Origin of the sequence: Streptomyces sp. NPDC048644, assembly GCF_043199105.1 — a bacterium.
Taxonomy (GTDB): Bacteria; Actinomycetota; Actinomycetes; order Streptomycetales; family Streptomycetaceae; genus Streptomyces.
In genome coordinates, this window is sequence record NZ_JBICVO010000014.1 from 26,592 (window position 1) to 45,482 (window position 18,891).

General features: G+C 71.8%; 15 protein-coding genes and 1 pseudogene. 12 read left to right on the forward strand and 4 right to left on the reverse strand.

Annotated elements, in window-relative coordinates; translation table 11 throughout:
- Positions 1-6 precede the first annotated feature (6 nt).
- From ACGFNI_RS27050 to argF, 9 genes and pseudogenes are all read left to right on the forward strand, one after another.
- Positions 7-396 (forward strand): cell division protein SepF, encoded by a 390-nt coding sequence (locus ACGFNI_RS27050; RefSeq protein ID WP_393687263.1) that lies wholly within the window; start codon positions 7-9, stop codon positions 394-396.
- A 65-nt stretch (positions 397-461) separates the two neighbouring features.
- Positions 462-1,844: a biotin transporter BioY gene (locus ACGFNI_RS27055; protein ID WP_393687264.1), complete on the forward strand. Its 1,383-nt coding sequence runs from the start codon at positions 462-464 to the stop codon at positions 1,842-1,844.
- Between the two features lie 14 nt (positions 1,845-1,858).
- Positions 1,859-2,227 (forward strand): nucleotide pyrophosphohydrolase, encoded by a 369-nt coding sequence (locus ACGFNI_RS27060; RefSeq protein WP_393687265.1) that lies wholly within the window; start codon positions 1,859-1,861, stop codon positions 2,225-2,227.
- 457 nt (positions 2,228-2,684) lie between these two features.
- Positions 2,685-3,140, forward strand: a complete 456-nt coding sequence (locus ACGFNI_RS27065) for a DUF6099 family protein (RefSeq protein ID WP_393687266.1) — start codon at positions 2,685-2,687, stop codon at positions 3,138-3,140.
- Positions 3,141-4,088: 948 nt separating this feature from the next.
- On the forward strand, positions 4,089-5,012 hold the full coding sequence (locus ACGFNI_RS27070) for an LLM class F420-dependent oxidoreductase (RefSeq protein WP_393687267.1): 924 nt from the start codon (positions 4,089-4,091) through the stop codon (positions 5,010-5,012).
- A 152-nt stretch (positions 5,013-5,164) separates the two neighbouring features.
- Positions 5,165-6,577 (forward strand): annotated as a pseudogene (locus ACGFNI_RS27075) (3' terminal RNA ribose 2'-O-methyltransferase Hen1); the annotation flags it as partial.
- Positions 6,578-6,676: 99 nt separating this feature from the next.
- The gene (locus tag ACGFNI_RS27080; protein WP_393687389.1) at positions 6,677-9,355 is read left to right on the forward strand and encodes a polynucleotide kinase-phosphatase; all 2,679 of its coding nucleotides are present in this window, start codon (positions 6,677-6,679) and stop codon (positions 9,353-9,355) included.
- Between the two features lie 125 nt (positions 9,356-9,480).
- On the forward strand, positions 9,481-10,716 hold the full coding sequence (locus tag ACGFNI_RS27085) for an arginine deiminase (protein WP_393687268.1): 1,236 nt from the start codon (positions 9,481-9,483) through the stop codon (positions 10,714-10,716).
- A 138-nt stretch (positions 10,717-10,854) separates the two neighbouring features.
- The gene (gene argF / locus ACGFNI_RS27090) at positions 10,855-11,862 is read left to right on the forward strand and encodes an ornithine carbamoyltransferase (RefSeq protein WP_393687269.1); all 1,008 of its coding nucleotides are present in this window, start codon (positions 10,855-10,857) and stop codon (positions 11,860-11,862) included.
- On the opposite strand, the gene ACGFNI_RS27095 is transcribed toward argF, so the two are convergent.
- Entirely contained in the window at positions 11,863-12,261 is a 399-nt protein-coding gene (locus tag ACGFNI_RS27095; protein WP_393687270.1) for a MerR family transcriptional regulator, read from the reverse strand. It abuts the gene before it with no gap.
- Positions 12,262-12,325: 64 nt separating this feature from the next.
- On the opposite strand from ACGFNI_RS27095, the gene ACGFNI_RS27100 reads away from it, so the two are divergent.
- Entirely contained in the window at positions 12,326-13,552 is a 1,227-nt protein-coding gene (locus ACGFNI_RS27100; protein WP_393687271.1) for an MFS transporter, read from the forward strand.
- 185 nt (positions 13,553-13,737) lie between these two features.
- The gene (locus ACGFNI_RS27105; protein WP_393687272.1) at positions 13,738-15,243 is read left to right on the forward strand and encodes an amino acid permease; all 1,506 of its coding nucleotides are present in this window, start codon (positions 13,738-13,740) and stop codon (positions 15,241-15,243) included.
- Positions 15,244-15,320: 77 nt separating this feature from the next.
- Here the strand turns inward: ACGFNI_RS27105 and ACGFNI_RS27110 are convergent, their stop codons facing one another.
- Together ACGFNI_RS27110 and ACGFNI_RS27115 are read right to left on the reverse strand one after the other, a co-directional pair.
- Positions 15,321-15,938, reverse strand: a complete 618-nt coding sequence (locus ACGFNI_RS27110; RefSeq protein WP_393687273.1) for a ScbR family autoregulator-binding transcription factor — start codon at positions 15,936-15,938, stop codon at positions 15,321-15,323.
- 85 nt (positions 15,939-16,023) lie between these two features.
- A complete protein-coding gene (locus ACGFNI_RS27115; protein ID WP_393687274.1) occupies positions 16,024-16,635 on the reverse strand; it encodes a TetR family transcriptional regulator in 612 nt (203 codons plus the stop codon).
- Between the two features lie 451 nt (positions 16,636-17,086).
- Here ACGFNI_RS27115 and ACGFNI_RS27120 point away from each other — a divergent pair, with 451 nt between their 5' ends.
- Positions 17,087-17,851, forward strand: coding sequence for an HAD family hydrolase (locus ACGFNI_RS27120; RefSeq protein ID WP_393687275.1), 765 nt, complete (start codon positions 17,087-17,089; stop codon positions 17,849-17,851).
- A gap of 442 nt (positions 17,852-18,293) precedes the next feature.
- On the opposite strand, the gene ACGFNI_RS27125 is transcribed toward ACGFNI_RS27120, so the two are convergent.
- Positions 18,294-18,785, reverse strand: coding sequence for a hypothetical protein (locus ACGFNI_RS27125; protein WP_393687276.1), 492 nt, complete (start codon positions 18,783-18,785; stop codon positions 18,294-18,296).
- Positions 18,786-18,891: the final 106 nt, after the last annotated feature.

Sequence of the window (18,891 nt, forward strand, 5' to 3'; positions counted from 1 at the left end):
GATTCGGTGAACGGCCCCGATGCCACCGATGAGCAGTGGGAAGGGCTCGCCGAGGTCGTCCCACTTCGCAGCAGCAGTGAGTGGCCGTCCTGGCCCGACCACCGCGCCCTCCCCGACGAGGGCCCGGCACAGGAAGCGCGACGCTTCGTCGTCATCCGTGTCCAGATCTTCGCCGACGCGCGCGAGGTCGCCGAGTACCTGATGGCACAGATCCCGGTGCTGCTGGACCTCAGCAGCGCCGACACCGATGTGGCCAAGCGCATCCTGGACTTCTCCAGCGGAGTCGTCTTCGGACTGGGCAGCGGCATGCACCGCGTCGACACCAACGTCTTCCTGCTCGCACCCCTCGGCACCGAAGTCGCGGAACCGGCAGCGGGCGGCATCCCCCGATCGTAGGAAGCCCCCCGGGCGGAACGGTTCTGTGGGCCGCGCCGTTGGGGCCGCTGCATAGCGTCCCCGGTATGCCAATCGACAGTGCACGTCCCGCGGTCGCCGAGTTACGGCTGTCCGCCTTCAAGAACCACCGCTGCGTCACCCTGCCCATGGGGCCGCTGACCCTGCTGGCGGGGCCGAGCGGCAGCGGCAAGTCCAGCGCGCTCCAAGCGTACGAAATCCTCGCCAGGCTGGGCGCCGGAGAGCGGCTGGGGCAGGCGGTGGAGGCGGTGCCTGGCGGCGCCACGGCGTGCGTACCGGCCGGCGCGCGCCCCGACGGGCAGGGCCGTCGCGGCTTCCGCATCGGCTGCACGGTCGACGGGCCGGCCGGCCCGGTCTGCCTCGACCTCGCCATCCAGGCGGAACCCGAACTGCGCATCGTCGGCGAACGGTTGACGGGCGGCGGCGAAACGCTGCTCACCACCGCGCTGACGGACCCGGCGCGGCACGCCGTGCAGGCCGCCTGGTACACGGCGGGCGCGACGCCCGTGACCCGCGCGCCGCTGCCCGACGACCGCCTCGGCACCGCACTGTTGCCGCTGCGCGTCGCGGGCAAGACGGCCGGTCAGCGGATGGTGCTCGCCGCCGCCGAACAGGTCGTCGTCGCGCTCCGGTCGGTCTTCCGCTGCGATCCGCGGCCGGAGTCGATGCGCGGGGCGGGCTCGGTGCCGGAGGTCCCTACGGTTCCCCGGCAACGGTCGGGTACGGAGGCAGCGGCGGGCCCGGAGGCGCCTCAGGGCGGGCGCGGCCGGGCGCGGGCCGACACCGTGAGCTGCCGGGGCGGCGAGGGCCGGCTACGGCCGTCCTGCGACAACCTCCCCGCGGTGCTGGAACGGACGAGCAAGGAGTGCACCCGACGGCACGCCGTCCTGGTCGCCGCCGTACGGGCCGCCTGCGCGGGGCCGGTCGACGGGCTGCACGCGGTGCCGCGGCAGCCCGGCGGGGAACGGGCGGCGGAAGCGGCGGACGGTACGGCAGGGCCGGCACGGGGCGGGGTGGCGCGGAGCGGCGAGGACGCCACGGGGGCACCGGGGCGCGGGCAGGCGCTCGTATCAGCTCCCTGTGCCTCGCCCGGCCTCCAGGCCGTACTCGACCGCGGCACGTGGGGGATGATGCCCGTCGATCAGCTCGGCGACGGGGAGCTGCGGTATCTCGGCCTCGCCCTGGTACTGCTCACCGGCCCCGGGGTGCTGGACATGGATCCGGTCGGGGAGATCCCGTCGGCGTTCCAGCAGATGACCGTTGTCGCGGACGGCATGGACCGGTGCATGGACGACCGGCAGGCGGGCGAACTGGTGTCGCTGGCCGTCCGGATGGCGCGGCGCGGCCATGTCCGGCTGCTCGGTACGGTGCGGGATCCGGCGGTCGCCGAGGGGCTGCCCGGTGTCCGGGTGCTTCACCTGGGGGCATGAGTGAGGATGGGGGCATGAGTGAGGATCTTCATGCCCTGCAGCGAAGGCTGGCCGAGTTCGCGGCTGCCCGGGACTGGCAGCAATACCACAACCCCAAGAACCTGGCGGCGGCCCTCAGCGTGGAGGCGGCCGAACTCGTCGAGATCTTCCAGTGGTTGACGCCGGACGAATCGGCGAAGGTGATGGCCGAGCCGACGTCCGCCGGGCGGGTCGAGGACGAGGTCGCCGACGTGCTGGCGTATCTGCTGCAGTTCTGCGAGGCCCTGGGCATCGACGCCCTCGCGGCGCTCGCCGCCAAGATCGAACGCAATGAGTCGCGCTTCCCTGCGGTCCGCTCCGCCCGCCCGGACCGGCCGCGGGGAAGTGAGGGAGAGGGAGAGTAGGGGGAGGGAGCGGGGTGGGGGTGGGGCGAGTTCTCGGCGTTCCCCCCCGCCCTCGGCCCCCGCCCATGGCTCGTTCTTGCTCCTCCCCGGTCCGTCCTCCTCGGCCGGGACCTGGCTCTTCGGCTGATTTCGGCTCCGGCCTTCCGCCCGTCGCGACGAGTCGGCCGCGCGTCGCGAGTCGCCTGTAGGGGACGGTATGGAGGGCTGTGCGGGCGGGACGCCGGTGGCTGGTGTGGTCGGCGGATGGCCGACGAGATGCGAGTGGGCCGTGTGGCGCGAGTGAGGCAAGCGGCCACCGCGGGGCGTATGTCACTCTCCGGAGTCACGGATCTCTCCACACCGCCTTGGTTGTCCACAGATTTGCGAATTCCCCTGGCGTTTTCGGCTGTTCCCCCTCACTCTGGGTAGTGGAAAGAGTGTGGGGTGATGCTGAGTGACGGCGAAGGGAGGAACGCGCATGGACGCGGTGCGGATCATCGCGGCCAGTCGGCGCGGTCTGGCAGAGGCGAGCACGGTGCACGAAGTGATCGTCGAGGCTTGGCAGGCGCAAGCCCTGGCCGAGGCGGTCGGAAGTCATCTCGCGATATTCGGACCGTACGAAGTGCGGTCCAGGGCGCGCGGGTTGGGCGATGCGGGCGGGCGGTCCAGCGGGGGACTGCTGCGCCCGGCACCGAGAACGGGCGGGCTGCGGGCGGCTCAGCTGACCGAAGTGCGGGACGTCCGGGGTGCCTTGACCGGTCTGCGGGGACTGCTGCGAGAGGTGTGCGAGGCGCTGGTGAACGTCGTGTGTTCGGCGGACGAGGAAGGGATGTACTGGACCTGCGTGGAAGCGATGGACACGGCGGACGAGTCGAGCGACCGCGTCACCGGCATATTGGAGAAGCTGGAGGTGCGGGACCGGAACCTTGCCTGAGCGGACCTTGCCTGAGTGGACCTTGTCCGGGTGAACCGCCTGAGTGAACCGCCTGAGCCGGACCGGACAGCTCGGCAGCGCGTCGGCGCCCCCGCGCCGCCTGCCGTTCGTTGTCTGCCGTCTGCCGTCTGCCGTTACCTCCGTTCGGCATCGGGGTGTTTCCGCCGCGGTTGCGGCCCTCGCCCCCGCATTCGAATGCGGCATCGTCTCGACGTCATCAGTGGCGTCGAAACCGTCAACTTGGCGCCCCTTCGCGGGTCTGGCGCCCGCGGCGTTCGGCGCGCTGTTGACGCCGCTCGGCCCCGTGGTTGCCGTCGCCGGCACGGCCGTCCGCCGGTCCATCGGCGCTACCGCTACCGCTACTGCTGTCATGACCGCTGCCAGTGCCCCGCGCGGCGCCCGGCGTCATGTCCCCCCCCCCGCCGGAAGGCGTGAGGCGGTGCTCGCCCCGCCCGCCGTGGTGAGCTTCGACGGATGCGAAGCCTTCCCCTCCGGGTTGACGGGAACGAGGGGGCAAGCGGAGCGAGATGCCCCTCCCTTTCCCTTTCCGAAGCTGTCCGTGAATTACGGATTGCGGGCAGGTGTGGCGACCTTTCTTCCCGTCAACTGGCCTGGATATGAAGGGTATTTGGTTCAGGATGGGGTGGGCGGGGGCGAGGTGGTTTTGCCCGGAACTCCGTGTGGGCGGAAATGCGTGCGGACGGAGGTCCAGGCAGGTGGACACGCGTTCCGGCGGAATTCCGTTCCGGCGGATTCCCGTATCCAGGATGTCGAGTAGGGACGGAAAGCGGATAGCGGATGGCCGAAGCCCGTACCGCTGTGTCGCGCCCCCGAGGCGCCCGCTACGGCCCCGGGAGCGCCAGTTACGGCCCCGGGGGCGCCCGTCCGGCCCGCCGGTGGCGACACGCCGTAGCGGTGTTGTGGGCGTGGACCGGGCAGGATGGAGGCATGGATCTACGCATCTTCACGGAGCCTCAGCAGGGGGCTTCCTACGACACGCTTCTTACCGTCGCCAAGGCCACCGAAGACCTCGGCTTCGATGCCTTCTTCCGGTCCGACCACTATCTGTCGATGGGTAACGCCGATGGCCTGCCCGGTCCGACGGACGCCTGGATCACGCTGGCGGGTCTGGCCCGCGAGACCCGGCGGATCCGTCTGGGCACCCTCATGACGGCCGGCACGTTCCGTCTGCCCGGTGTGCTGGCCATCCAGGTGGCCCAGGTCGACCAGATGTCCGGCGGACGTGTCGAGCTGGGCCTCGGGGCCGGCTGGTTCGAGGAGGAGCACAAGGCGTACGGCATTCCGTTCCCGAAGGAGAAGTTCGCCCGGCTGGAAGAGCAACTGGCGATCGTCACCGGCATGTGGGCCACCGAGATCGGGCAGGAGTTCTCCTACGACGGCACCCACTACCAGCTGGAGAAGTCGCCCGCGCTGCCCAAGCCCGCCCAGGACAAGCTGCCGGTGCTGATCGGCGGCCACGGCGCGACGCGTACGCCGAGGCTGGCCGCGCTCTACGCCGACGAGTTCAACATCCCGTTCGCCTCGCTGGAGGACAGCGAGCGGCAGTTCGGGCGGGTGCGGACGGCTGCCGAGGTCGCCGGGCGCAAGGGGGACGACCTGGTGTACTCCAGCGCCCTGGTCGCCTGCGTCGGCAAGAACGACGCGGAGGTCGCGCGCCGGGCCGCGGTCATCGGGCGCGAGGTGGACGAGCTGAAGGCCAACGGCCTCGCAGGTTCGCCCGCCGAGGTCGTCGACAAGATCGGCCGCTATGCCGCCATCGGCGCCTCGCGCGTCTACCTCCAGGTGCTCGACCTCGATGACCTGGACCACCTGGAGCTGATCTCCGCACAGGTGCAGTCGCAGCTGAGCTGACGTCGCGGCCCCCGTCCCGGCCTGCCGCCCGGCACCGTCCCGGCCCGTCACCCGGCCCTCGCGCCGGGTGGCGCCGCCGGAAGGCCGTGGGGAGGGGCGGCGGGGGAGAAATCCGTTGGGACAGCCGTCCGGTTGCGGCGATACTCGGACGGGTGTTCCTGACGATAAGTACCACCGGCAGCACCGACCGCCCCGCGACCGACCTCGGGTACCTCCTGCACAAGCATCCCGACAAGGCGCAGCAGTTCTCGACGGCGTACGGCACCGCGCATGTGGTCTACCCCGAGGCGGATGCCCAACGCTGCACCGCCGCACTCCTGTTGGAGGTCGACGCGGTCTCCTTGGTGCGCCGGGGCAAGAGCCGTGGCGGTCCGCCGGATTCGGTGCTCGGCCAGTACGTCAACGACCGGCCGTACGCGGCGTCCTCGCTGCTGGCCGTGGCGCTGCGGAGCGTCTTCGGCACCGCCATGAAGGGGGAGTGCGCGGCGCGCCCCGAGCTGCCCGGCCGGGCGATGCCGCTGCGCATCGAGGTGCCGGTGCTCCCGGCCCATGGCGGCGCGGAGCTGGTGAGTGCCCTGTTCCGGCCGCTGGGCTGGTCGGTCACGGCCGAACCGCTGCCGCTGGACGAGACGTTCCCGGAGTGGGGCGACTCGCGCTACGTCCGGCTGGTCATCGAAGGCGAGCTGATACTTGCCGAGGCGCTGCGGCATCTGTACGTGCTGCTGCCGGTGCTGGACGACGCCAAGCACTACTGGGTGTCGGACGACGAGGTCGACAAGTTGCTGCGGGCCGGGGACGGCTGGCTGGAGAGCCACCCCGAACAGCGGCTGATCGCCGGCCGGTACCTCGCCAGGCGCCGCTCGCTGACCCGTACGGCGCTGGAGCGGCTGGCCCTGGAGCGGCTGGCCGAGGCGGACGACGCGGACGCGGGGGACATCGACAACGCGGTGGACGAAGCGGCCGACACGGACGAGAAGCCGGTGCCGCTCGCCGTCAGGCGGCGGGAGGCGATCCTCGCCGTGCTGCGGCAGGAGCAGGCCGTGCGGGTGCTCGATCTCGGCTGCGGGCAGGGCCAGTTGACCGCCGAGCTGCTCAAGGACGGACGGTTCACCGAGGTCGTCGGGATGGACGTGTCGATGCGGGCGCTGCACGAGGCCAGGCGCAGGCTGCACCTGGAGCGGATGTCCGAGCGGCAGTCGGCGCGGGTACGGCTCGTGCAGGGGTCGCTCGCGTACACCGACGCGCGGCTCAAGGGGTATGACGCGGCGGTGCTGAGCGAGGTCGTCGAGCATGTCGACCCGGAGCGTCTTCCGGCGCTCGCATACGCGGTGTTCGGCGCCGCGCGGCCCCGTACGGTCGTGGTGACGACGCCGAACGCGGAGTACAACGTGCGCTGGGAGACGCTGCCCGCCGGTCGGATGCGCCACACGGATCACCGTTTCGAGTGGACCCGGGAGGAGTTCGGGCGCTGGGCGTCCCAGGTCGCAGAGCGGCACGGCTACGCCGTCGCCTTCCGCCCGGTGGGCCCCGACGACCCCGAGGTGGGGCCGCCGACCCAGCTCGCGTGCTTCACCCGCGGACGCGGGAGAGGAGCGCACCGGCACGGCCGGCCGGCCCGGCACGAGCGGCCGGAACCACCACGTGAGGACAGCGGAGGGCGCGGCATGAGCGACACGGACCGTACCCGGCAGCGGCGCGACGACGACAGTGCCGCACCCGGCCAGCGGCGGGCGCTGCCCGTTCCTGACCTTTCGCTGGTCGTGCTGATCGGCGCCACCGGATCGGGCAAATCGACCTTCGCCGCGCGCAACTTCCGGCCCACCGAGGTCCTTTCGTCCGACGTCTGCCGCGGGTTGGTCAGCGACGACGAGAACGATCAGGCGGCCAGCGGCGACGCGTTCGACGTGCTGCACTACATCGCGGGCAAGCGGCTGGCGGCCGGCCGTCTCACGGTCGTGGACGCCACCAACGTGCAGTCCGCCGCCCGTACGCAGCTGGTCAAGCTCGCCCGTGAGCACGATGTGCTGCCGGTCGCCGTGGTGCTGGACATGCCCGAAGCGCTCTGCGCCGAACGCAACGCCGCCAGGTCCGACCGGGCAGGTCTGCCCCGCCACGTCATCCAGCGGCACCAGCGCGAACTGCGCCGCTCTCTGCGGCACTTGGAGCGCGAGGGGTTCCGCAAGGTGCACGTGCTGCGGGGTCCGGAGGAGGCCGAGGCCGCCCAGGTCGTCACCGAACGGCGCTTCAACGACCTGCGGCACCTCACCGGCCCCTTCGACATCATCGGCGACATCCACGGCTGCCGCGCCGAGTTGGAGAGCCTGCTGACCGAACTCGGCTACGCCTTCGCCCGCGACGCCTCGGGCCGCGCCGTGGACGCCGTCCACCCCGAGGGCCGTACCGCCGTCTTCGTCGGCGACCTCGTCGACCGCGGCCCCGACAGCCCCGGTGTGCTGCGGCTGGTGATGGGCATGGTGGCGGCGGGCCACGCGCTGTGCGTGCCGGGGAACCACGAGAACAAGCTCGGCCGTTACCTCAACGGCCGTACCGTCAGGCCCACGCACGGCCTCGCCGAGACCATCGAGCAGCTCGACAAGGAGGACGACGCCTTCAGGGCCGAGGTCGCGGCGTTCATCCAGGGTCTGGTCAGCCATTACGTCCTGGACGGCGGCGACCTCGTGGTCTGCCACGCGGGGCTGCCGGAGAAGTACCACGGCCGGACCTCGGGCCGGGTGCGGTCGTTCGCGCTGTACGGCGACACGACAGGGGAGACCGACGAGTTCGGGCTGCCGGTGCGCTACCCGTGGGCGGAGGAGTACCGCGGCCGGGCGGCCGTCGTCTACGGCCACACCCCCACCCCGCGCGCCGACTGGCTCAACAACACCCTCTGCCTGGACACCGGTTGCGTCTTCGGCGGCGCGATGACGGCCCTGCGCTGGCCGGAGCGCGAACTGGTCGACGTGCCCGCCGAGCGCGTTTGGTACGAGCCGGTGAAGCCGCTGGTCAGCGAGGCGCCGGGCGGTGCGGACGGCCGTCCGCTCGACCTCGGCGACGTGGCGGGCCGGCGCGTCGTGGAGACCCGTCACATGGGCAGGCTCGCGGTCAAGGAGGAGAACGCCGCGGCGGCGCTGGAGGTGATGAGCCGCTTCGCGGTCGACCCGCGGCTGCTGCCCTACCTCCCGCCGGCCATGGCGCCCTGCGCCACGTCGAAGGAGGACGGCTACCTGGAGCACCCGGCCGAGGCGTTCGCCGCCTACCGCGCCGACGGCGTACGCGAAGTGGTGTGCGAGGAGAAGCACATGGGCTCGCGCGCGGTGGTCCTCGTCTGCCGGGACGGCAACGCCGCACACGAGCGGTTCGGCGTGCCCGACGGCCCGGACGGGGCGCTCTACACCCGCACCGGACGGCCGTTCTTCGACGACCCGCGCACCACGGACGCCCTCGTCGGCAGGCTCCGCGACGCCGTGGAGAAGGCCGGGCTGTGGGCGGAGCTGGACACCGACTGGCTGCTGCTGGACGCCGAGCTGATGCCGTGGTCCCTCAAGGCCACCGGGCTGCTGCGCAAGCAGTACGCGGCGGTGGGCGCGGCATCGGCGGGGGTGTTCCCCGGCGCGCTCGGTGCCCTGGAGGCGGCGGCCGGCCGTGGGGTCGACGTGACGGCCCTGCTGGCGCGCCAGCAGGGCAGGGCGGCGGACGCGGCGGCCTTCACCGCGGCCTACCGCCGGTACTGCTGGCGGGTGGACGGCACGGCCGGGCCCGGCGCTCAGGGCCCGTCAGGTGCCGTGGCCCACGGCCCGTCCGGCATCCGGCTGGCCCCGTTCCAGATCCTCGCCGCCCAGGGCCGCAGCCTCACGGACGTCCCGCGCACCGCACAGCTCGCGTGGCTCGACCGCCTGGTCGCCGCGGACGCAGCCCCTGAGGGCGGTTCCGGGCTGCTCACCACCACCCGCAGGCTCCTCGTCGACACCGAGGACGCGGCGTCCGTCGCGGCGGGTACCGACTGGTGGCTCGGGCTCACCGCGGACGGCGGTGAGGGCATGGTCGTCAAGCCCGTGCAGGCGCGGCTGCGGGGCGCCGACGGCCGTCTCGTGCAGCCGGGCATCAAGTGCCGCGGTCGCGAGTACCTGCGGATCGTCTACGGTCCCGAGTACACCCGCCCGGAGAACCTGAGCCGGCTGCGCGCCCGCCACCTGGGCCACAAGCGCTCCCTGGCGCTGCGCGAGTACGCGCTCGGCCTGGAGGCGCTGGACCGGCTGGCGGCCGGCGAGCCGCTGTGGCGGGTGCACGAAGCGGTGTTCGCCGTGCTCGCGCTGGAATCGGAGCCGGTGGATCCGCGGTTGTAGGGCCAGACGCCCGGTGGGCGGCGCGCGCCGCCCACCGGAGGCGTCCGGGTGTGCTTTCCCGCCCAGGGGTGGCCGACATCGTCGGACGGCGTTCGCCGGTGGGCGGAAAAGGCCAAGATGGGGAGATGGGATTCCATGTCGATTCCGAGGCCGGGCGGCTGCGCCGCGTCATCCTGCACCGCCCCGATCTGGAGCTGAAGCGGCTGACGCCGACGAACAAGGACGCGCTGCTCTTCGACGACGTGCTGTGGGTCCGCAGGGCGCGGGCGGAGCACGACGGGTTCGCCGACGTGCTCAGGGACCGTGGGGTGGACGTCCACCTCTTCGGGGACCTGCTCGCGGAGAGCCTGGAGATCCCGGCGGCGCGGGCGCTCGTCCTGGACCGCGTCTTCGACGAGAAGGAGTACGGGCCGCTGGCCACCGGGCACCTGCGGGCGGCGTTCGACGAGCTGCCGGTGCCCGAGCTGGTCGAGGCGCTGGTCGGCGGGATGACCAAGCGGGAGTTCCTGGAGCGGTACCCCGAGCCCACGTCGGTCCGCTTCCACGTGATGGATCTGGACGATTTCCTGCTGGGGCCGCTGCCGAACCACCTCTTCACGCGGGACACGTCCGCCTGGGTCTACGACGGGGTGTCGATCAACGCCATGCGCTGGCCGGCCAGGCAGCGCGAGACGGTGCACTACGAGGCGATCTACCGGCACCATCCGCTGTTCCAGGACGAGGAGTTCCACGTCTGGTCGGAGGGGCAGGCGGACTACCCGTCGACGATCGAGGGCGGCGACGTGCTGGTGCTCGGCAACGGCGCGGTGCTGATCGGGATGAGCGAACGGACCACCCCGCAGGCCGTCGAGATGCTGGCGCGCGGGCTGTTCGCCGCCGGGTCGGCGCGCACCATCGTGGCGCTCGACATGCCCAAGCGCCGTGCCTTCATGCACCTGGACACGGTCATGACGATGATCGACGGCGACACCTTCACGCAGTACGCCGGCCTCGGCATGCTGCGCTCGTACACCATCGAACCGGGCTCGGGCACGCAGGACCTCAAGGTCACCGACCACCCGCCGGAGCACATGCACCGCGCCATAGCGGCTGCGCTGGGCCTGGACGACATCCGTGTGCTGACCGCCACCCAGGATGTGCACGCGGCGGAGCGGGAGCAGTGGGACGACGGCTGCAACGTGCTGGCGGTGGAGCCCGGGGTGGTGGTGGCGTACGAGCGGAACGTCACCACGAACACGTTCCTGCGCAAGCGGGGGATCGAGGTCATCACGATCCCGGGCAGCGAGCTGGGGCGGGGCAGGGGCGGGCCGCGCTGCATGAGCTGTCCGGTGGTGCGGGACGCCGTGCCGGGCGCGGGGTGACCCGGCCGCGGTGCCGGCGGAGCGGCCAGGGAGGATGCCGTCGGCACGGCTCCGCACACCAGCCTGAATAGAGATACATCTGTTCGTATATACTTCCAGGATCCGAGTCCCCGTACGCCGCGAACCAGGAGCCCACCCATGGCGATAGACCTCACCGGCCGCCACTTCCTCAAGGAGCTGGACTTCAGCGCCGAGGAGTTCCGCCGGCTGATCGACCTGGCGGCCGAACTGAAGGCCGCGAAGCGCGCCGGAACCGAAATCGCGCGCCTGCGGGGCCGCAACATCGCCCTGATCTTCGAGAAGACCTCGACCCGCACCCGCTGCTCCTTCGAGGTCGCCGCCGCCGACCAGGGTGCATCGACCACCTACCTCGACCCGTCCGGCTCGCAGATCGGGCACAAGGAGTCGGTCAAGGACACCGCCCGCGTCCTGGGCCGGATGTTCGACGGCATCGAGTTCCGCGGCAGCCGGCAGTCGGACGTCGAGGAACTGGCCGCGTACGCCGGCGTCCCCGTCTTCAACGGGCTCACCGACGACTGGCACCCCACCCAGATGCTGGCCGACGTGCTGACCATGGCCGAGCACGGCAACGGCCGCCCGCTGACGGAGACCGCCTTCGCCTACCTCGGCGACGCCCGCAACAACATGGGCAACTCCTACCTGGTCACGGGCGCGCTCCTCGGCATGGACGTCAGGATCGCGGCGCCGCGGCAGCTGTGGCCCCACGAGGAGGTCGTCGCCCGCGCCCGTGCGCTCGCCGAGACGAGCGGCGCGCGGATCACCCTCACCGATGACGTCGCCGAAGGGGTGCGCGGCGCCGACTTCGTCACCACCGATGTGTGGGTCTCGATGGGCGAGCCCAAGGAGGTCTGGGACGAGCGGATCGCGCTGCTCGCCCCGTACGCCGTGACCATGGACGTGCTGCGCGCCACGGGCAGGCCGGACGTGAAGTTCCTGCACTGCCTGCCCGCCTACCACGACCTGGGCACCGCGGTCGGCCGGGAGATCCACGAACGGCACGGCCTGACCTCGCTCGAAGTCACCGACGAGGTCTTCGAATCCGCCCACTCCGTCGTCTTCGACGAGGCGGAGAACCGCATGCACACCATCAAGGCGGTGCTGGTCGCCACGATGGCGGGCAGCTAGCTAGCCGACGGCGGGCGCGGCGCCGGCGGTCTCCGGGCTGCGGTTGTCGCGCACCGCGTCCAGATAGGCGCCGATGGCGTCCCGGTTGCGGGTCAGGCACTGGATGCGGCTGCTCATCCGGTCGAGTTCGCACTCCAGCGTGGCGAGCATCTCCGGTGTCGCGTCCGCGAAGTGGATGGTCCGCGGCTTGTCGAGGCAGGGGAGGATCTGCTTGATGAGCCGGGTGGGCAGCCCGGCGTCGAGCAGACCCCTGATCTGTACGACGCGGTCGACGGTCGCCGTGTCGTACGTGCGGTAGCCGTTCGGGGTGCGGGCGGCGATGATCAGCCCCTGCTCCTCGTAGTAGCGCAGCAGCCGCCGGGGTGTGCCGGTGCGTTCCGCCAGCTCTCCGATGCGCATGTGACCGCCCTCACGTTCCCTCGCGTTGACCCTCACATCAATGTGAGGGTTCGAGCATACGGGCATGCCGAACGCTCTCACGCGAAACCCCGCTTCCCCCGTCGTCACCGAAGCCCAACAGGGCCCAAAACTCCCGCTGTTGGCGCTCCTCGCGCTGTCCGCCGCGGTCTTCCTCACCAGCCTGACCGAGACGCTGCCCGCCGGGCTGCTCCCGGCGATGAGCGCAGGGCTGCACGTCAGCGAGTCCGCCGCGGGCCAGACCGTGACCCTCTACGCCCTGGGAACCGCCCTCACCGCCATCCCGCTCACCGCGGCCACCGCCGGCCGGCGGCGCAAGCACCTGCTGCTCGCCGCGATGGCGGGATTCGGTGCCGCCAACACGGTCACCGCCCTCTCGTCCGACTACCTCCTGACCATGACCGCACGGTTCGCCGCCGGGGTCGCCGCGGGCCTGGCCTGGGCGCTGCTGGCCGGATACGCCCGGCGGATGGCACCCGTCCACCTCCAGGGCAAGGCCCTCGCCATCGCCATGGCGGGCATCCCGCTCGCCCTGTCGCTCGGCGTGCCCGCCGGAACCTTCCTCGGTACGGCGCTCGGCCGGCAGGCGGCCTTCCTCGTCATGACCGCGCTCACCGTCGTCCTGCTCGGCTGGATCGCCGCCACGGTCCCGGACTTCCCCGGGCAGCCGCGCGGCGGCCGGATCCCGGTCCTGCGGACCGCGCGCATCCCCGGCGTCGCGCCCGTCCTGTTCGTCACCCTGGTCTTCGTCCTGGCCCACACGGTCCTCTACACTTTCATCGCCACCTTCCTCCAGCGGCTCGGCATGGGCGCCGCCACCGATCGCGTCCTGCTGGTCTTCGGCGCCGCCTCGCTGGTGAGCATCTGGTTCACCGGCGCGCACATCCACCGCCGGCTGCGGACCCTGGCCGTGGCCGCCACGCTGCTGTTCGCGGCGGCGGCGGGACTGCTGGCGGTGGCCTCCGGCAGCCCCGCCGTGGTGTACCTCGCGGTGGTGCTGTGGGGCCTGGGCTGGGGCGGCGCTCCCACCCTGCTGCAGACGGCCGCGGGCGACGCGGCGGGGGAGTCGGCGGACGCGGCCCAGGCGATGCTCGTCACACTGTGGAACGTGGCGATGGCTGGCGGCGGGGCCGTCGGCGGCATCCTCCTCGGCGCGCTCGGCGCCGCCTCCTTCCCCTGGAGTGTGCTGGTGCTCCTGGTCCCGGTGCTGCTCGTGGTGCTCGCCGCCCGCGGCCACGGCTTCCCTTCCCGCCGCGCGCACCGGACGCCGTGAACGCGGCTCCGTGACGGCGGCCCGCAGCCCGCACCGCATACTCATACGCACAAATGGGCGATCATGCAGCCATTGCGGTTACCATCGACCCGCTCACGGGGTTCGGGCCCACCGGTCCGGACCCCGCACTGCGTGCGGCCCACCCCGTCGCACGCCCCCGCACCACCAGAGAAGAGATCCACCCCATGCGCCCGCCCCTCTCCCGCCACCGCACCGAGGCGCCGCGCGCACCTCTCGCCGGCCCGTCCGGGCTGCGGATCAAATCGCCCGACGTTCTGGTCGCCGAATCCGGCGCCGACCTCGCGGGGCACGGCCTCAAGCGCAGCATGGGCCTCTTCCAGCTCGTCTGTTTCGGCATCGGCGCCATCGTCGGCACCGGCATCTTCGTCGGCCTCTCCGACACCGTCGCCGAGGCCGGCCCCGCCGTCATCGTCTCCTTCGTGCTCGCCGCCCTCACCTGCGTCTTCACCGCCTTCTCCTTCGCGGAACTCGGCGGTGCGATACCGGTGTCGGGCAGCTCGTACTCCTACGCGTACGCCACGCTCGGCGAGCGCACCGCCTTCCTCGTCGGCTGGTGCCTGCTGCTCGAATACGGCGTCTCGGTGTCGGCGGTCGCCGTCGGCTGGGGCCAGTACCTCAACGAACTCCTGGGCAGCCTGATCGGCTGGGAACTGCCCGCCGCGCTGTCCAGCCCGCCCGGTGACGGCGGCATCGTCAACATCCCCGCCGTGGTCGTCCTGCTGCTCGCCGCGCTGCTGCTGGTCCGCGGCGTCCGCGAGAGCGCCCGCGCGACCGCCGCCATGGCCGTGCTGAAGATCGGGATCCTGATCCTGTTCTGCGTGATCGCCCTCACCGCGTTCCGCGACGGCAACCTCGCCCCCTTCGCCCCGGAAGGCGTCGCCGGCATCACTTCGGGCGCCTCGGTCGCCTTCTTCTCGTACATCGGATTCGACGCGATCACCACGGCGGGCGAAGAGGTCAAAAATCCGCGCCGCAACATCCCCGTCGCGATCATGATCTGCATCGGTGTGGTCACGGTGCTCTACTGCCTGGTCGCGGTCAGCGCCATCGGCGCGCTCTCGTCCGACCAGGTCGCCGACCGGCCCGCCGCGCTCTCGCTGATCGTCAACCGCGTCACCGAATCGGCCTTCGGCGGCGGCGTGATCGCCTTCGGCGCCGTCGTCGCCATCGCCTCCGTCGTCCTCGCCGTCATGTACGGGCAGACCCGGATCCTGATGTCGATGTCGCGGGACGGGCTGATCCCGCGGGTCTTCGAGCGGATCTCGCCCCGTACGTCCACCCCCGTCGCCAACACCTGGATCGTGGCGGTCGTCTTCGCCGTCCCGGCGGCCGTCGTCCCGCTGGACGTGGTGATGAACCTGACGACCATCGGCACGCTGGCGATCATGGCCGTGGTCAATGTCAGCGTGATGGTGCTCCGCCGCACCCGCCCCGACCTGCCGCGCCGCTTCCGGGTGCCGCTCTTCCCGCTCAGCCCGGTCATCGGCATCGGCTTCTGCCTCTACCTCATCTACGGAACCGGCCCCGCGACGTGGCTCCAGTTCGCCGGTTTCCTGGTCGTCGGGGCGCTGATCTACGCGGGCTACGGACGGCGCCACTCGCGCCTGACGGCCACGGCGCAGCCGACGGACGAACCCACGGGCGAGCCGGTGGCGGCGCGGCAGGCGTGAGCGTGCGGGGGCCGGGGCATCAGCGCCCCGGCACCTTCGGGCCCTGCCTCCACCGCGCCATGTGCGGCGCGTGAACCTCAGGCGACGATCTCCAACGGGCGCCCCCGCGGGTCGAGATGGCTCAGTTCGTCCGCCGTGGCGAGCCCCGGCAGCGCGTGCCGCCACAGCTGGGTGACCCGGTCCGGCAGGTCGGCACGGTCGGTCTCCGACTGCGAGAGCATCTGCACGCCCATGTATGCGGCGACCAGTAACTCGGCCGCCGCCTCGGGCGATACGCCGGGCAGCAGCTCACCGTTCTCCTTGGCGTCGACGAACATCCCCGTGAGGATGTCGGTCCACGCCTGATAGGGCACCAGCGGATCGTCGCTGAACGTCGTCTCGACCGCGATGCGGGCACCTGCCTGTAACAGCGCGTCATCGCGCAGCGCCAGCGCCACTTGGTGGGTGAAGTCGATGGCGTCCTGCAAGCGGGACGTGGTGACCTTCAGGAGAAACGAGGTGGTCTGTTCCTCGATCACCGCGCGGGCCAGCGCGTGCTTGGAGGTGAAGTGGAAATACAGCGCCCCCTTGGTGACCCCCGCGCGCCGGATGATCTCCGCCATCGTCGCGGCGGCGTACCCGCGCGTCTTGATGACTTCCGCCGCGGCCATGAGGACGGCCTGCCGCGTGCGTACCGCGCGTTCCTGTGTGACCACCGATGGTCCTCCGCATGTTCTCGTGGGGCGTCCGCATCCCGGCGCGGCCCGCCGGCCGGTCCGTACGGGCAGCACGCCGGTACGGTCAGCCGCCGGCCGGTGCACCGGCCGGGGCGGGAACGCCGACCGGGGTGGCCGGCAGCAGTGACCATACGTCGGCCAGCGCCGCCTCCTCCCACCACGCCTGATCCTCGCAGCCGAGATGCAGCAGGCCCACCACGACCGAGGTCAACAGCTGTGCCGTGCGCCGAGGTTCGGTTTCCGAACGCGAAGCGCCGGCCACTCCGCCGGTCATCGCCTTGTCGAGGAAGAGCGCGTACCAGCGCCGCTCCAGGGCGGTGATGTCGAGGCCGGGCGCCGTCTCTGCGCGCAGCCGCAGCCCGGCGCGCAGCACGGGGTCGGAGCCCACCCGGCGGAACAGGTCGGCGGCGAACTCCCGTACCGCGGCGCCGAGCGGCAGCGGTGACCGGATGAAACCCTCCTCGACCTGTTGCAGCGTGGCGACGGCGGAGTCGCGCACCGCGAGGGTCAGGTCGTCCTTCGACGTGAAGTGGAAGTAGAGCGCGCCCTTGCTCAGCCGGGCCCGCCGGCTGATCTCGACCATGCCGGCCGCGGGCACTCCCTTCTCCAGAAAGGTCTCTGCGGCCGAGCGGATGAGCGCCTGGCGGCTCTGGATGGCGCGATGCTGCGTGGGCACGGTGTCCGTCCCGTCTCTAGTACGGCTGCAAGCTGTGTGCAGTCTACAGAGAAAACCAACCATGCGGTTCTGTATGGCGGTCGGGAATGGCTGGTAAGTGATGCGTCACGTCGCATACTGTTCGATCGCCTGCCCGTTCGGCTCGTCGCGGGCGCGGCGGGCGCACCCACCGGAGGGCCTACTGGCGGGTCGGGTGCGGGAGAACGCCTGTTGGGGAGGGGGTGCATTGACAAACAGCGCAGGCGGTTTTTAAATCTGCGAAGGCGGTAAACGGGATGTTCCCCTTCCGTTGCAGCCGCCGCGACGGTCGCGCACCGCCTTTGGACAGCGATGCGCCACGGAGAGACCGCCTCTGCCGTCAGCTGTCGTCGACCGCGGGCCACCCGAACCAGCCGGGTGCGCACCGTTCTCCAGCCACTGCACCCATCGGAATCCGGAAAGGTCTCCAGCCATGCGCGTATCAGCGGAAGTCGGCGAACGTCCTGTGAGAGGCGCACGGGGCGCCGGCAGCGAGACCATCAAGGCGGCCGTCTTCGATCTGGACGGCACCTTGGCCAATACGCGTCCGGCGATCAGCAAACTTCTGGTCAAGGTGGCGGCGGAACAGGGCTGCACGGTGACCCCGCGGCAGGCCGCCGCGGCCGTCGGCAAGCCGCCTGGGCAGGCGTTCGGACGGCTGCTCGGCAAGCCGGAGGACGACGGCCGGGTACTCGCCGCCATCGGCCGCTACCGCGAGCTGTTCGGCTACGACGTCCTGTGCCAGGGCCCGCAGTTGCTGTTCCCGGGTGTAACGGCCGGGCTGTCGGCACTGCGTGCCCACGGCGTCGAACTCGCCGTCGCCACGTCCAAGACCACCCGCGGCGCCGAGGCGCTCCTGGATGTCATGGGCATCCGCGAGCTGGTCGGCCCGGTCATCGGGCAGGACATGGTGCGGCGCGGCAAGCCGCACCCGGAGATGGTGCTGCGGGCGGCCGGCCGACTGGGGGTCGCCGCGGGGGAGAGCGCGTACGTGGGCGACACCGTGGGGGACATGCGGATGGCGGTGACCGCGCGGATGGAGGCGGTGGCCGTCACCTACGGCGCCGGTACCTTCGGCGAGTTGGCCGCGGTCGCCGGTACCCGGATGTGCAGCTCCTTCAAGGACGTGGTGTCGGTCATCGCCGCCTGCCGCCCCCGCCACACCGCCGGGGTGGCGGCGCAGCGGCGGCGCCGCTGACGGCGGAACGGAACCTGAGGGGCCGCCGGACGTGTGTTCCGGGCCCTGACGGGGCATCGGCGCCGGGGGGCGCCTGCCTGGCGGCGGTACCTGAGGTGCCGTCGCCGTGGGGAAAGAGGGGCTGCCGGGGGGGGCGGCCACGGGGGAAGCACCCGCAGGGGGCGGGTGTGTGAAGGGGGGCCCGCCGGGGGGCGGGCGTACGAGGGGCGTTCCGGGGGGATCCGGATCCGCTGTTGCGCGGAGAGCGGCAGGCCCGCATCTCCGCGCGCCGTCCAACGAGCGGCAGGGCAGCGGATTCCCGGCCGGACCGGGCGCCCGCCGCCCGCAGTTGACCCTGCGGGCGGAGAACGCCGTGTGGGCCCTGGCCGGCCCTCCATGAGGAGGGGAGAGGGTGGGCCGGGGCCCCGCGCACGGCGGCGTCAGGACCGCGGCCGGCCGGTCCTCAGATGTTCGACTTCCAGACGCGGCCGAGCTTGCACCGGCCGGACTGCGGCTGGTTGCTGCCGCCGGTGATGAAGGTGCCCGAGACCTGCGTGGAACGCGTCTGGTGCGCGGCGACCCGGAGCTGCGAGATCGGCGCGGAGCCGAAGGCGGATCCGGTCCGGTCGGTGAACTCCACGGTGCCGTTGTAGGTCGCCGGGCCGGTGGAATTGCCGTTGGTCACCCGGAGCTTCGCGCTCAGCTTGCCGCCCGCGACGTCGACCTTGCAGTCGCTGACGGAGATGTCCGACTCCGGTGAGGTGGTCGCGGCGGCCGTCGGCGAACTGCCGCCGGTGCCGCTGCTGGTGGTGCTTCCCGAGCCGCTGTAGCCGCCGCTGGTGCTGCTGCTGGAGTCGTGGTGGCCGCAGCCTCCGCCGTGCGAATGGCGGGCGCCGGTCAGCGTGACGATCACGAGCCCGGCTACGGCAATGGCACGAACATGACGACGATTCACGCCGTTCTCCCCCGATGATGGCGATCTGATGGTGAGGCCCGGTGGTGACGAACGGTGCGTGAGTGACGCATCGCGGGCACTTGACGAGCACGCGTCAGGCTAGCAA